Here is a 13,795-nt window from a genome sequence, read left to right as displayed (position 1 = left end):
ATGTACAGTCGTCCGGTATTGTTCGATCAATCCCCTACATTAGTTGATAGCTTTTCACTGTTGCAAGGACGAAGAAAACTGGCTGTGTTGTTTGATGAGAGTGGCCGGGAGCAAGTGGAAGCGTTAATGAAAAATATGGACAAGGTTCCAACAGCCTCCCTGCTGGTGTCAAAAGATACTCCCAGCCAGCAGATCAGTGACTTTGTAGCTTTCCAAAAAATGGGGACTCAAATTTGTATTGTCGCCAAGTGGGATACCGCTTATCATGCTTTTTCACTTGCTGTAGATGAAGGTGCATCAGAAGAGGAAATCCAAACACTCATAATCGATCAACCAAAACGTTTCATTTACTGTATGAAGTGTTTCAGCACTTCTGAAATTCCAAGCAATGAGTCAGCTGTGCAATGTCAGTGCAGCGCCCATTTGGAAGTAGGGCCGTTCTTTTCGAAGCTAAGAAAAGGTTATATTGGCTATCCTTTTATACCTGTCGAACAACGACAAACAGTGGGGAGTTGACCAGAAATGAGAGTTGCAGGAAATATTGAAGTGAAGGTTATCCAAATCATTCAGGAGACGGAGTTTGTAAAACGATTCCGATTCACTCCTACAGATAAGTTGCTGTTGCCAGCTTTTGCGGGAGGGGCTCATATAAAAACGTTCCTCCAAAAAGAAGGAGAGGTTTTAGAGAGAGCCTATTCTCTAGTGAGTCCACCGCGAGAACGTAATTTCTACGAAATCGCCATCCGGCAAGATGATTATTCGACAGGCGGATCACTTTACTGGCATACGGAAGTTGAAGTGGGTACAGTACTCGAAATCAGTTTTCCCCGGAATCATTTTGCATTGAGTTATCAGGCGAAGCACCACGTTTTTTATGCGGCAGGCATAGGCATCACACCATTTTTGACAATGGCGCAAGACTTGGAGGAGTGGCAGACTTTCGAACTCCATTATACTGCCCGTACAGCGGAGCAATGTGCATTCTATGAACAATTAAAAGAAGAGTATGGGGACCGCTGCCATTTCCACTTTTCCCGAAGCGATAAACCGCAAAAGATGTCCCCCGCTTCCATGCTGGATCACCGCATCGGCACCCATGTCTATTTCTGCGGACCGGTAAACATGGTGAAAGATTACCGTGATGCAGCTGCGTCTTACGGGTATCCGGCAAAAGCTATTCATTTTGAGCTATTCTCAAGCGGCCAAGATAATGGACCCCAAAATCCATTCATTGTTGATTTGATCGATAGTGAGACGACGCTGCATGTAGGTGAAAATGAAACATTATTGGATGCGTTGTTAAAGGCAGGGATTGAAGCGCCGTACGCATGCAAAATAGGTGGCTGCGGCAGCTGTGAATTGGAAGTATCAGAAGGTGAAGTTCTTCACCGCGATATCTTTTTGACGGAAGACGACCGCCAAAGCCGAAATTCTATTTTGGCCTGCTGTTCACGCGCCAAAAATGAACGAATTGCTATCAAAATTTAATCGTAAAGAAAATAAGGGGGAAAACAAAATGACAGTATTGACAAGCGTATTGGAATTGAAAAACTATATCAACGGTGAATGGCGATTAGCGGAATCCGGAGAAACTTGTGCAATCATCAATCCTGCAAATCAGGAAGTGATTGCACATGCGCCGCGCTCGAGTAAGGAAGAAACAGAAGAGGCGATTCAGGCTGCGCGTGACTCATTTGAAAGTGGGATTTGGGCAGGCAAAACAACCCATGAGCGAGCGGCTATATTGAACGCGATTGCTGACAAGATCGATGAGAGTGCAGAAGAGTTAACGGTGTTGGAAACAATGGATAACGGCAAACGCAAAGAAGAAGCCGGGTTTGACATCGCTGATGCCGCGACATGCTTCCGTTATTACGCGGGTATGATTATGCATCCTGAAGGGGAAACTTATCAAGTGCCTGATAATGTGCAGGCAATGGTGGTTAAAGAGCCAGTAGGGGTGGCAGGCTTAATCGTTCCGTGGAACTTCCCTCTCCTAATGAGTGTTTGGAAAATTGCACCTGCACTGGCAGCCGGCAACTCCATTGTCTATAAACCGGCAGAAGTGACGCCTGTCACAGCAATGAAGCTGTTTGAAATCATGGAAGAGGTTGGAATCCCTAAAAGGGTTGCGAATATGGTCTTGGGCCGCGGTTCAGTTATCGGCCAAACGATTGCGGAAAGCATGGATGTAGATGTTGTTTCTTTCACTGGAAGCACAGAAGTAGGACGCGGAATTATGCGTGCAGCGGCTGGCAATTTGAAGAAAATTTCACTTGAACTGGGTGGGAAATCTCCGAATATCGTTTTTGCAGATGCTGATTTCGAGACGGCAGTAGACTATGGATTATTCGGAATCTTCTTCGGTGCAGGGCAAGTATGTTCGTCAGGCAGCCGGATTTTAGTGGAAGAAAGCATTTACGATGAGTACGTTAAACGCTATGTGGAACGGGCCAATAAAATCATAGTCGGTCCCGGATTGGAAGAGGGCATTGATGTAGGTGCGATTGTAAGTGAAGCGCAAATGAACAGCATTTTAAACTACATCGAAATAGGGAAAGCGGAAGGCGCGACATTGGCGGCTGGCGGCTATCGGTTAACCGAAAATGGTTTGGATAAAGGGTTTTTCATCAAACCCACGGTATTTACAGATGTTACAAACGACATGCGCATAGTTCGTGAAGAAATCTTTGGACCTGTGGTCACGATCCAGAAATTCCGGACAGAAGAAGAAGCGATTCAATTGGCCAATGATACGGATTATGGTCTTGCAGGTGGCGTATTTTCCAATGACGGAGCAAAAGCTCTACGGGTTATTAAGAAAATCCGAGCGGGCATCACTTGGATCAACGATTACCACCCAACTTATGTAGAAGCTCCTTGGGGTGGATATAAACAAAGTGGTATCGGAAGAAGTTTAGGGAAATACGGAATGGAAGATTTCCAAGAGACCAAACAAATCAACACCAGATTAAATGTAGAGCCGATTGGCTGGTTTCCGAGCTGAACAGTAACATCAATTTGTTCGGCACAAAAATCCTACGGAAACTTAGAAAGTATTCATAGGAGATGATTATAAGCAAAAAGATGGCTGCTGGTATTCAACCAGCAGCCATCTTTTTTGTTTTAACGCTCTACTTTCAATGCAGTTACATAGTCAATAAGCTCAGTCAAAGGCATATCTGCCATCGAATCCAACCGGTGCTCGACTTGGCAGAACTCCATCGTACTGGTGATTGTGTTCGGTACGATGACACAACCCATGCCAGCGCTTTTCGCTGCGGTTGCACCATGTGCGGAATCCTCAAAAACCAGGCAGTTTTCCGGATGCAGATCGAGGCACTCGGCCGCCTGAATATACAAAGCAGGATCTGGTTTCACTTTTTCCACATGATCCGAAGTGCGGATGCACTGAAAATAATCGAACAGCTCGAGATTCTTCAGATGGCCGGAGACCCAACGATAGCTGGAGCTGGATGCCAAACCGATTTTCAGGTCCAACTCCTGCGCCATCTTGAGGTAATCCTCTACTCCGTCCCGGGCTTTCTCCTGGGCCAGAGTTGAGAGGAACTTTTCTTCATACTGTCGCTCAAGGAGCGCATGTTCCACTTGTTTGCCAATCTGCTGCTCCATGTAATGGAACGGCGAGAAGCCGCTGTCTGTGCCGACTTCATTTTGCCACAGCGCAAGCGGAAGTTCACTTCCGTATTCGCTGAACATTTCCTGAAGAATGCGATACTGATGAGTTTCCGTATCAAAAATCAAACCGTCAAAATCGAATATGATTCCTTTGATCATAAGGCACTTCCTTTGCTGATGAATTGGATAAGTTGAACTATAGAGTTTAATCTTCCACACTGTTTCGGATATATTTTCTTAAATCAATCGCTTCACACCAGCAGTTTCGTCACTTCGCGTGAAATGGCATGCGTATTGATGGCTGATTCCAGCTGTCCATTTTTCACGCATTCGATGAACTCCGCCAACTCGTAATACATCGTATCGAATTCATGCGCTACAGATAGATCTTCAGTTTCACCATCTCTGTATTTAACGGTGATGCGTTTTGGATCGCTGATCCGGTCGATTTCGATGAGGCCGTTCTCGCCTTGAATTTCACTCGGCATAAAGGAATCCGAAATCTTCGAATACATGATGACCGCTTCCATGCCTTCGTAAATCAGGATCATGCTGCCTTGTCCGTCAGCGCCTGTCGATAGCAGATAGTCGTTCTTAAGGGATGACTTGGGTGCACCTGCCAAATGGATGACGGGTGCAACGCCGTATACACCCAGGTCCATTTTGGCGCCATTGCCGAGTTCCGGCTTAAATGCATTTTCGATGATGCCACTCTTGTAATTGTCGTAGCGTGAAGAATATTGGTTGTAATGGAAGACGAAACGGCGGATCGGCCCGATCTTGTCCAAATTCTCCTTCAAATTCAGGAAGGAAGGTGTCACCGTGGATTTCATCGCTTCCATAAAAGTGGTCCTGTGCGTATGTGAAGCTGCGATGATGCTGTCCATTTCCTCGACGGATGTCACGGCGGGCTTTTCACAGAGGACGTGGATGCCGTGCTCCATAGCCAGTATGCTTTGCTCGGCATGGAAGGCATTGGGGGATGCGATATATACCGCATCGATTTCCCCGCTGCTGAACATGGCTTTCATATCCGTATAAACATTTTCGGCTTCGTGCTTTTCTGCAAATGCATGGCCGGTTTCCATCTTACGGGAATAGATGGCTCCGATGATGAACTCAGGATGTTGCTTTGCTGCTTTAATAAACCGGTCAGTGATCCAATTTGTTCCGATGATGCCAAATCTCATTGCGATTCCTCCTAGTGTAGCTGATGTGCTTATCTTCTATTCTAACGCAGATTTACAAAAAAGGAGGGGTTACTCTTTTCCTCTATGAAGCGGAAAATTAATAGGTAGAGTTGTAAGCGTTTTCAAATTAAACTGAGGTTGTAGTCGAATATTTCAGAAAACTAGATCGGGAGGGGTAAAAAGATGAAGAACATATTATTAGCCTGTTCAGCGGGGATGTCCACCAGCCTATTGGTCACCAAAATGGAAGAAGCGGCGAAGAGCAGAGGGGTTGATGTAACCATCTGGGCGGTCTCACAGGACAAGGCACCTAAAGACATGGAAAAGGCGGATGTCCTGCTGATTGGTCCACAAATGAGGTTTATGAAGAAGAAATTCGCGAAAGTGGCGGAAGAAGTCGGCATTCCGCTGGAAGTCATCGATTCGATGGCTTATGGCAGGCTCGACGGCGAAGCGGTATTGAACAGAGCGATGGAATTGATCGAAACCCATTAACAGGAGCGGAGGAAAGAAAATGGAGAACAATAAGTTTATGTCGTTTTTGGAAAGTTTTTTACTGCCGCTTGCGGATGCACTGAATAACAATCGGTACTTGACTGCCTTGCGGGACGGCTTCATGGTCGCCTTGCCACTGATTATTTTCGGTTCCATCTTCGTGGTCATCGCCAATTTCCCATTCCTTGACCGGGTCATCAGTCCGGAAGCTTTTGCGGCTTATCAAAACGCGTTAGGGCCAGCGTCGGCTGCGACGCTCAGTATCATGGGGCTGTTTGTCATCATCGGCATCGGCTATAAGCTGACTGCCCATTATGGACAGGACGCCATTTATGGCGGAGTTGTCGCTTTGGCGGCTTTCCTGATTTTGACGCCGCAGGTTTTGGAAGATGTACCAGGCGTGATTCCAACTTCAGCTCTTGGGGCACAAGGGATGTTCCTTGGAATTTTCACTGCATTTCTTTCTGCGGAACTTAATCGCTTTTTCATCGAGCGTGGCTGGACCATCAAGATGCCGGCGGGTGTGCCGGCAGCCGTATCGAAATCGTTCAGTGCGTTGATCCCGATCACTTTAACACTGTCCGTCTTTTTGCTCATCCGCGTGTTGTTCAGCTTTACGACATTTGAAACCATGCAAAACTTCATTTTCACGATTATCCAACAGCCGTTGACGATTCTCGGAAGCGGTTTGCCGGCAACGATCATCATCGTCCTGCTGACGCAGGTCTTCTGGTTCTTTGGTTTGCATGGGCAAATCATCATCAACTCGGTATTCGATCCGATCTGGTTTACTCTTAATGACCAGAACTTGGTGGCTTTCCAAGCTGGAGAAGCCCTTCCGAACATTGTGACCAAGCAATTCATCGATTCATTCCTTGTTGGAATGGGTGGAACAGGAATGACGCTTGCGGTCATTGTGTTGATTTTTGCCATCGGAAAAAGCCGGCAGCTCAAAGAGTTGGGGAAACTCGGAGCACCGGCAGGCGTTTTCAATGTCAACGAACCGATCATCTTCGGTTTGCCGATCATCATGAATCCGTTGATCATCATCCCGTGGATGCTGGCACCGGTTGCAGTAACAGTCATCACGTATTACTCGATGGCCGCAGGGTTGGTGCCAAGACCGGCGGGAATTATCGTGCCATGGACGACACCCCCTATCCTCAACGGATTCCTGGCAACAGGAAATGCATGGCAGGGCGGTGTGCTTCAGGCAGTTAACATGCTGGTCGTCATGGTGATCTGGTGGCCGTTCCTGCGGATTCTGGACAAAAATTATTATGATACTGAACGGGAAGAAGCTTGATCATTTTCCTGAAAACTACTAGTAGAGGTGACCGCAAATGCAGATGGACACAATCACAGAAATTGCTTTTCAAATAATCCTGAATGCCGGCAATGGAAAATCCAGTGCCATGGAAGCGATACAGGCTGCAAAAGCCAATGATTTCGAGGAAGCGGATAGGCTTTTGACCGTAGCGGGGGAAGAGATGGGGAAAGCCCATGCTTACCAGACGCAATTATTGCAGAAAGAAGCCAGCGGAGAAGAAAATACCATTACGGTTATGCTGATCCACTCACAGGATCATTTGATGACTTCAATGACAGTCAGAGATCTGGCTGTCGAAATAGTTGAGATCTACCGCAATAAATAGAACCAGATGGAGGTCGTAGAATGGCTTTACAGTACAAGTTTCCAGAAGGATTTTGGTGGGGAAGCGCGACATCTGCAACACAGATAGAAGGTGCCTCAGAAGAAGGCGGAAAAGGCCAGAATATCTGGGACCACTGGCATCGAAACGAGCCCAACCGTTTTTTTGAAGAAGTGGGTCCCGAGTCCACCTCTGATTTTTATCACCTATATAAAGAAGATATCGGGCTGATGAAGGAAATTGGCCATAATACGTTCCGGCTGTCGATTTCCTGGTCCCGGCTGATTCCAGGAGGGCGCGGACCAGTCAATCCGGAAGCGGTGACTTTCTATAATAATGTCATCAATGAATTGATGGCACAGGATATTGAACCTTTCATCACGCTTTACCATTTTGACATGCCGCTTGAACTGCAGCAGGAAGGCGGCTGGGAGAGCCGGTCGGTCGTGGAGGCGTATGCAGAGTTTGCTGGACAATGTTTCCGGTTATTCGGTGACCGGGTGAAAAAATGGTTTACGTTCAATGAGCCGATTGTTCCGGTCGAAGGCGGATACCTATACGATTTCCACTATCCGAATATAGTAGACGCAAGACGTGCTGTGCAGGTGGCTTATCATACGATGATGGCCCATGCAAAAGCGGTCGGAACATTCCGGTCAGCTGGAATTACAGGGGGGCAGATCGGCATTATTCTGAATCTGACGCCTTCCTATCCGAGAAGCCAGCATCCGGCCGACTTGAAAGCTTCCCATGCTGCCGATCTGTTTTTCAATCGCAGCTTCCTGGATCCGGCGGTGTTAGGAAAGTATCCCGATGAATTGGTGGAACTGCTGAGTGAGCACGGACAGCTGCCGCATACCGAAAAAGGCGATCAGGCTTTATTGGAAGCGGGAATCGTCGATATTCTGGGCGTCAACTACTATCAGCCGAGACGGGTGAAAGCGAAAGAGCATCTGCCGAATCCATATGGGCCGTTCATGCCGGACTGGTATTTCGATAACTATGAAATGCCCGGCAGAAAGATGAACCCTTACCGCGGCTGGGAAATCTACGAAAAAGGGATTTATGACATTATGGTCAATCTGCGGGACAACTACGGCAATATTCAATCGTATATCGCCGAAAACGGCATGGGTGTCCAGGACGAATCGCGGTTCATGGAAAACGGGGAAATTCAGGACGATTACCGGATTGAATTCATCAGCGGACACTTAAAATGGCTGCATAGGGCCATTGAAGAAGGCTGCAATGTCAAAGGCTATCATTTGTGGTCGTTCATGGACAATTGGTCGTGGATGAACGCCTATAAAAATCGCTACGGTTTCTTTTCCGTCGATATTGACACAAAGAAGAGGACGCCTAAAAAAAGCGCTCATTGGATCAAGCAGGTTTCTGAACAGAATGGCTTTAGCTAGTACGGAAGGAGTGAGTAGATGGAGGGCATCAAAATAGTGACGATTGGCGGAGGCTCGAGCTATACGCCTGAATTGGTTGAAGGGTTTATTAACCGCTACCCCGAATTGCCGGTCCGGGAACTGTGGCTTGTCGATATACCGGAGGGACGGAAGAAGCTCGAAATCGTGTCGGCTCTTGCCAGACGGATGGTGGAAAAAGCGGGGGTCCCGATTGAGATCCGCACTACGCTGGATCGCAGCGAGGCTTTGCCGGGAGCGGATTTCGTCACGACGCAAATCCGTGTCGGCCATCTGGAGGCGCGTGCCAAAGATGAGCGGATTCCATTGAAATACGGCGTAATCGGTCAGGAAACCAATGGTCCAGGCGGCTTGTTGAAGGGGCTGCGTACGATTCCAGTCATTTTGGAGATTTGCCGGGATATCGAAGAACTGTGTCCGGAAGCCTGGTTCATCAACTTTTCGAATCCAGCCGGAATGGTCACAGAAGCCGTCCTTCGCTACAGCAGCATTACGAAAACCATCGGCTTGTGCAATGTGCCGATCGGGATGCATATGGCGGTGGCAGAGATGCTTGGGGTCGAAAAGAACCGTATCCATATCGACTTTGCCGGTTTGAACCACATGGTTTATGGACTGGCGGTCTATTTGGATGGCAAAGCCGTTATGGGAGAAGTGCTGGACCGGCTGACAAGCGGAACGGCGATGACGATGAAGAACATTGTCGATGTCGGGTGGGAAAAGGACTTTATTAAAGCCTTGAACCTATTGCCGTGTCCGTACCACCGCTATTATTACCAGACCCAGAAAATGCTTGCACAGGAACAGCAGGACCTGGAGGAAAAAGGGACGCGTGCTGAAGTGGTGCAGGAACTGGAAAAAGAATTATTCACTTTGTACAGCGACGAGAATCTGGCGGTTAAACCCAAGCAGCTGGAAGAGCGCGGCGGCGCATTCTATAGTGATGCCGCCTGTAATTTGATCGATTCCATCTATAACAATAAGCAGGATATCCAAGTGGTGAATGTTCGGAATAACGGTGCGATTTCAGGCATTTCCGCCGACTCGGCTGTTGAAATCAGCTGCATCATCACCAATGAAGGGCCGAAGCCGATCAATATGGGTGACATGCCTGTAGCGGTCAGCGGCTTGGTGCAGCAGATCAAATCGTTTGAACGCCTGGCTGCGGAAGCGGCGGTGACCGGAGATTATCATACCGCATTGCTGGCGATGGCCATCAACCCTCTCGTACCATCCGACAGCATTGCGAAGAAAATCCTGGATGAAATGCTGGAAGCCCATAAAGAACACTTGCCGCAATTCGAAAAATCTTATATCAGCTGATCTAAAGGGATTCTCTATTTAAAGCGGATTCTGTGTTTAAGCGGTCTACAGTTTAAATTTGAATTTAAACAGATTAAATATTCTGAATTAAATTATAATAGAATTAAAGAACTAGGTCATAATGCTCTACAAAGCAGTGTAAGGAGAAGTGGCGATATGTTGACCTCAAGAATGAAAACTATTTTTCGTGAATTGATGGCGGCGGAAACGCCGATTACGGGTAAATACCTGGCGATGCTCAATCAGGTTTCTTCGCGGACAATCCGCGAAGATGTCAAAGCATTGGATTCGCTGCTGATTGAACATGGTGCCTATATCGATTCGATTATGGGACAGGGTTATAAACTGGGAATTATGGAAGAGCAGCTTTTCCGAGACTATTTAAAGATGCTGGCGATAGAAGATACAGAACTCGAAACCATCATTCCCAAAATGCCCGAAGAGCGGATCGCTTATTTGGTCAAACGTTTTCTATTAAGCGATGGGTATATCAAGCTTGAGGAATTGGCTGATGAACTGTATATAAGCAAATCGACCCTCCAGAATGATTTAGGCCATGTGAAAAAAATGCTGGCAGTCTATGATATCCGGCTGGAGTCGCGTCCGAATTATGGATTGTCTGTCAGTGCCGATGAATTGAAGCGCCGTTTTTGTATGGCGGAATATATATTCATCCGTGAAGAGCCGGTAAACGAATTGTTCAAGCCCCATTTCTCTTCCTTGTCACAGGAGGAATTGGATTCCATTCTGGCGATTGTCATGGAGCAGATAGAAGAGAACGGAGTGCTTGTATCGGACATCGCCATCAACAACTTGGTGATTCATCTGGCAATCGCCTATAAAAGAATAAAAGAAGGCTATAACGTTACGTTACACTCTGCGGATATTGATGAAATACTGGAACAAAAGGAGTATAAAGTAGCCCAGAAAATCGTCAAGAAAGTGCAGGAGAAGTTTGCTGTTCATTTTCCTTTGGAAGAGGTGGCATACATTGCCATGCATTTGTTGGGCACCAAAATAGCTGCTCACCCAGCTGCTGGGGAAAAGGCGGTCCAACAGGTGATCCAGAAACAGATCACTGACTTGGTCATGAAAGCATTGGGCAGAATCGAGTCAAAGTTGAATTTAGGCATACAGGAAGATCAGGAATTGATCATCGCTTTGAGTTTGCATTTAAAGCCGGCTGTAAATCGTTATCGATACGGGATGAATATCCGGAATCCGATGCTCCAGGATATCAAAGTAAACTATCCCGTTGCGTTTGAAGCCGGAATCATAGCTGGAATAACCATCAATGAAGCGATTGGGACAGTCATTGATGAAAATGAAATCGGTTACCTGGCGCTTCATTTAGCCGCTGCGATTGAGCGGAGGAAATCCGAAGTGGTCCCGAAAAAATGCCTGATCGTCTGCGCGTCGGGATTGGGGACAGCTCAATTGATCTACTACAAATTAAAGTCACAATTCGGCGAAAGCCTGGAAGTTGTGGGAACAACCGAATACTACAAGCTGGGACAATGTGGACTGGAGGGGATCGATTTTATCATCAGTTCCATTCCGATTCAGGAAGAGCTGGCTGTTCCAGTAATTGTGGTGAATGCAATTTTGGGGGAGTCGGACATACGGAAAATCGAAAAGTATATTCTTAAAGAACAAAAAAACATCTCTGTCTATTTTAAAAGGGATCGGGTGTTTTTGGTGCAAGAGCTGGGCACGAAAGAACAGACACTGGAATTTTTGCATGAAAAATTGATGGAACAAGGGCTGGTGGACGAAGGCTGTCTTCAGGCGGTATTCGATAGGGAAAAAGTGGCGCCGACATCATTCGGGAACTTTGTTGCCATTCCTCATCCCATTACGCCGCATTCCGAAACGACTTTTTTGACAGTATGCACGCTGAAAAAGCCGATTATCTGGAAAGATAAGCCGGTCCAGTTTGTTTGTCTGCTGAATGTCATGAAAGAAAGCCAGGAAGATTTGCAGGTAATGTATGACCTGCTCGGCAGAATCATTCATGACAGCGCAATTGTTGAACGGTTGATTAAAGCCAAAACCTACGAGGATTTTATGAAAGTGATTGCGTTGTAGGGAAGCTTGTCCAACATTTCTAACTGCTATCTGTTCAAGGTGCTGATCTTTCAGGTAAGGGAGTGAAAAGATGAACTATGCCATTGGTGTGGATATCGGCGGAACAAAGGTAGCTGTTGCGGCAGTGGATGAACAGGGAACGATCATCTGCCAATCGGTCATCCCAACGAACCTCCAAATCCCGCCTGAAGCCATGATTGCTGAAATTCAACAGGAGATCAGCCGGATTATCGAAAAGTCAGGTGTCTTGGTGGATCAGCTGACGGGAATCGGCATAGGGGCACCCGGTCCGTTAGACAGTAGAAACGGGCTCATCTCCTGTCCGCCCAATTTGCAGACATGGGTGGATATCCCGATCCGGGAATTGATCGGGCGGTCCTTTCCTGTCCCAATTCTTTTGGAAAATGATGCAAATGCAGCGGCGCTTGCCGAAAAATGGATCGGAGCCGCGACAGAAAATGAAAACTTCATCTACATCACAGTCAGTACCGGGATAGGGGCTGGCATCATTACTGAAGGGCAGCTGCTTAAAGGTTTGAAGGGAAATGCTGGAGATATCGGCCATATGGTCGTCGATCCTTCTTACGGAGAATGTGTTTGCGGACAGTCGGGCTGTCTCGAATCTATTGCTTCTGGAACTGCCATTGCGAAAAGAGCTTCAGAAATACTGGGTGAAAAGCTAACGGCAAAAGAAGTTTTTCACCTTTATCAGGAAGGCAATCCCCGGATAATCGAATATATGCAAGAGGTCTTTAAGGTGCTTGGTGTGGCAGCTGTCAATATGATCAATACCTTTGATCCTGAAAAGCTCGTTATCGGCGGTGGTGTTTCTGAATTCGGTGAGCCGATGTTCGATTCGATTCGTCAATATGTCCAACGCTATGCCTTGAATCCGACAGGCAGAAAAACGGAAATCGTATCGGCAAAGCTTGGCCAGCAAGCGGGAGTGATTGGTGCAGCAGCTCTTTGCTTTCATATCGAATCGTTTAAGTAACCAGGAATCGGAGGAACTTCACTATGTACGAGGAACCTATTTTTTTGGAACCATTCTTTCAGGATCGGATCTGGGGCGGCCGGAAGCTCCGCACTTTCTTCGGCTATGATATTCCATCAGATAAAACAGGGGAAGCATGGGTGATATCAGCTCATAAAAATGGTCCATCCATAATTGCCAACGGGCTGTTGAAGGGAAAGAATCTGCTGGAAGCCTGGAATGACAATCCTTTATTGTTCGGCAAAGAACAAGGCTGTGGGGAGTTCCCGCTACTCGTGAAAATTCTGGATGCTAATGAAAGCCTGTCTGTCCAGGTCCATCCAGACACCGATTATGCGAAGGAAATGGAAGATATGCCTTATGGAAAAGCGGAATGCTGGTATGTGTTGGATTGCGAACCGGACAGCCGTATTATTCTGGGGCACCGGGCAGAGAGCCGGGAAGACTTCAGGAAACGGGTGGACGCAGAACAATGGGACGAGCTGCTGCTTCCGCTGGCCGTCAAAAAAGGGGATTTCTTCTATATCCCGTGCGGAACGGTTCATGCCATCGGGAAAGGAATCATGGTAGTGGAGATCCAGCAGAGCTCGGACATCACCTATCGCGTATACGATTATAATCGGATTACGGACGAAGGAGAGACACGCGAACTTCATATCCAATCGGCGATTGACGTCATCAACTTCCCACATCACCCCGTCCTGCCTTCAAAGACCGCAGTGAATGACGGCGATCTCGCGAGTATGCAATTAATAAAAGAATCTTATTTTACGGTTTACCATTGGAAAATTAATGGCAAAGTGAAAACCCCTTTGAAAAGGGACTATCTGTTGATCAGCGTCATTGCCGGCGCCGGAGAAATATCTGTTAATGGACAATCTTTTCTATTGGAAAAAGGCAGTCATTTTATTTTGCCATCTACGGTTAAAACATATGGGATCTCAGGGAAACTGGAGCTTTTGGTTACACACGAATAAGCAA

Annotated in this window: 13 protein-coding genes; 11 read left to right on the top strand and 2 right to left on the bottom strand. The window is 47.0% G+C overall.

All coding sequences use genetic code 11. The features are described 5' to 3' along the window. The 3 genes from Q0785_RS13905 to Q0785_RS13895 are packed head-to-tail and all read left to right on the top strand — an operon-like array spanning position 1 to position 3,007. Positions 1–516: a hypothetical protein gene (locus Q0785_RS13905; protein WP_298830846.1), complete on the top strand. Its 516-nt coding sequence runs from the start codon at positions 1–3 to the stop codon at positions 514–516. 6 nt (positions 517–522) lie between these two features. Continuing rightward, on the top strand, positions 523–1,488 hold the full coding sequence (locus Q0785_RS13900) for a PDR/VanB family oxidoreductase (RefSeq protein ID WP_298830843.1): 966 nt from the start codon (positions 523–525) through the stop codon (positions 1,486–1,488). A gap of 28 nt (positions 1,489–1,516) precedes the next feature. Beyond that, positions 1,517–3,007 carry an aldehyde dehydrogenase family protein gene (locus Q0785_RS13895; RefSeq protein WP_298830840.1) on the top strand — a complete coding sequence of 497 codons (1,491 nt, stop codon included), beginning with the start codon at positions 1,517–1,519 and terminating at the stop codon, positions 3,005–3,007. Positions 3,008–3,126: 119 nt separating this feature from the next. Here the strand turns inward: Q0785_RS13895 and Q0785_RS13890 are convergent, their stop codons facing one another. Further along, positions 3,127–3,798 (bottom strand): HAD family hydrolase, encoded by a 672-nt coding sequence (locus Q0785_RS13890; RefSeq protein ID WP_223636765.1) that lies wholly within the window; start codon positions 3,796–3,798, stop codon positions 3,127–3,129. Positions 3,799–3,890: 92 nt separating this feature from the next. After that, a complete protein-coding gene (locus Q0785_RS13885; RefSeq protein WP_298830838.1) occupies positions 3,891–4,829 on the bottom strand; it encodes a Gfo/Idh/MocA family oxidoreductase in 939 nt (312 codons plus the stop codon). A 183-nt stretch (positions 4,830–5,012) separates the two neighbouring features. Here Q0785_RS13885 and Q0785_RS13880 point away from each other — a divergent pair, with 183 nt between their 5' ends. The 8 genes from Q0785_RS13880 to manA all read left to right on the top strand — a co-directional run bounded on the left by Q0785_RS13880 (position 5,013) and on the right by manA (position 13,791). Beyond that, positions 5,013–5,324 (top strand): PTS sugar transporter subunit IIB, encoded by a 312-nt coding sequence (locus Q0785_RS13880; protein WP_223636769.1) that lies wholly within the window; start codon positions 5,013–5,015, stop codon positions 5,322–5,324. Between the two features lie 19 nt (positions 5,325–5,343). Further along, positions 5,344–6,630, top strand: coding sequence for a PTS cellobiose transporter subunit IIC (gene celB, locus Q0785_RS13875; protein WP_223636771.1), 1,287 nt, complete (start codon positions 5,344–5,346; stop codon positions 6,628–6,630). A 43-nt stretch (positions 6,631–6,673) separates the two neighbouring features. Then, entirely contained in the window at positions 6,674–6,979 is a 306-nt protein-coding gene (locus Q0785_RS13870; RefSeq protein ID WP_223636835.1) for a PTS lactose/cellobiose transporter subunit IIA, read from the top strand. 20 nt (positions 6,980–6,999) lie between these two features. Beyond that, on the top strand, positions 7,000–8,391 hold the full coding sequence (locus Q0785_RS13865; RefSeq protein WP_298830821.1) for a glycoside hydrolase family 1 protein: 1,392 nt from the start codon (positions 7,000–7,002) through the stop codon (positions 8,389–8,391). An 18-nt stretch (positions 8,392–8,409) separates the two neighbouring features. After that, positions 8,410–9,732: a 6-phospho-beta-glucosidase gene (locus Q0785_RS13860; RefSeq protein WP_298830817.1), complete on the top strand. Its 1,323-nt coding sequence runs from the start codon at positions 8,410–8,412 to the stop codon at positions 9,730–9,732. A gap of 156 nt (positions 9,733–9,888) precedes the next feature. Further along, positions 9,889–11,820: a BglG family transcription antiterminator gene (locus Q0785_RS13855; protein WP_298830815.1), complete on the top strand. Its 1,932-nt coding sequence runs from the start codon at positions 9,889–9,891 to the stop codon at positions 11,818–11,820. Positions 11,821–11,890: 70 nt separating this feature from the next. Beyond that, positions 11,891–12,814: an ROK family protein gene (locus tag Q0785_RS13850; protein WP_298830812.1), complete on the top strand. Its 924-nt coding sequence runs from the start codon at positions 11,891–11,893 to the stop codon at positions 12,812–12,814. 23 nt (positions 12,815–12,837) lie between these two features. Beyond that, entirely contained in the window at positions 12,838–13,791 is a 954-nt protein-coding gene (manA, locus tag Q0785_RS13845) for a mannose-6-phosphate isomerase, class I (RefSeq protein WP_298830810.1), read from the top strand. Positions 13,792–13,795 lie beyond the last annotated feature (4 nt).

Source organism: uncultured Planococcus sp. (genome assembly GCF_947501725.1).
GTDB lineage: Bacteria > Bacillota > Bacilli > Bacillales_A > Planococcaceae > Planococcus > Planococcus donghaensis_C.
The sequence above is the reverse complement of the archived record's forward strand: the minus strand, read 5'-3'. Positions and strand labels throughout refer to the sequence as shown.

Bases quoted from the DNA above. Each gene is read 5' to 3' on its own strand.
- Q0785_RS13855 (WP_298830815.1), top strand. From the start codon at position 9,889: ATGTTGACCTCAAGAATGAAAACTATTTTTCGTGAATTGATGGCGGCG.
- Q0785_RS13900 (WP_298830843.1), top strand. From the start codon at position 523: ATGAGAGTTGCAGGAAATATTGAAGTGAAGGTTATCCAAATCATTCAG.
- celB (WP_223636771.1), top strand. From the start codon at position 5,344: ATGGAGAACAATAAGTTTATGTCGTTTTTGGAAAGTTTTTTACTGCCG.
- Q0785_RS13880 (WP_223636769.1), top strand. From the start codon at position 5,013: ATGAAGAACATATTATTAGCCTGTTCAGCGGGGATGTCCACCAGCCTA.
- Q0785_RS13850 (WP_298830812.1), top strand. From the start codon at position 11,891: ATGAACTATGCCATTGGTGTGGATATCGGCGGAACAAAGGTAGCTGTT.
- Q0785_RS13885 (WP_298830838.1), bottom strand. From the start codon at position 4,829: ATGAGATTTGGCATCATCGGAACAAATTGGATCACTGACCGGTTTATT.
- Q0785_RS13890 (WP_223636765.1), bottom strand. From the start codon at position 3,798: ATGATCAAAGGAATCATATTCGATTTTGACGGTTTGATTTTTGATACG.
- manA (WP_298830810.1), top strand. From the start codon at position 12,838: ATGTACGAGGAACCTATTTTTTTGGAACCATTCTTTCAGGATCGGATC.
- Q0785_RS13895 (WP_298830840.1), top strand. From the start codon at position 1,517: ATGACAGTATTGACAAGCGTATTGGAATTGAAAAACTATATCAACGGT.
- Q0785_RS13860 (WP_298830817.1), top strand. From the start codon at position 8,410: ATGGAGGGCATCAAAATAGTGACGATTGGCGGAGGCTCGAGCTATACG.
- Q0785_RS13905 (WP_298830846.1), top strand. From the start codon at position 1: ATGTACAGTCGTCCGGTATTGTTCGATCAATCCCCTACATTAGTTGAT.
- Q0785_RS13865 (WP_298830821.1), top strand. From the start codon at position 7,000: ATGGCTTTACAGTACAAGTTTCCAGAAGGATTTTGGTGGGGAAGCGCG.
- Q0785_RS13870 (WP_223636835.1), top strand. From the start codon at position 6,674: ATGGACACAATCACAGAAATTGCTTTTCAAATAATCCTGAATGCCGGC.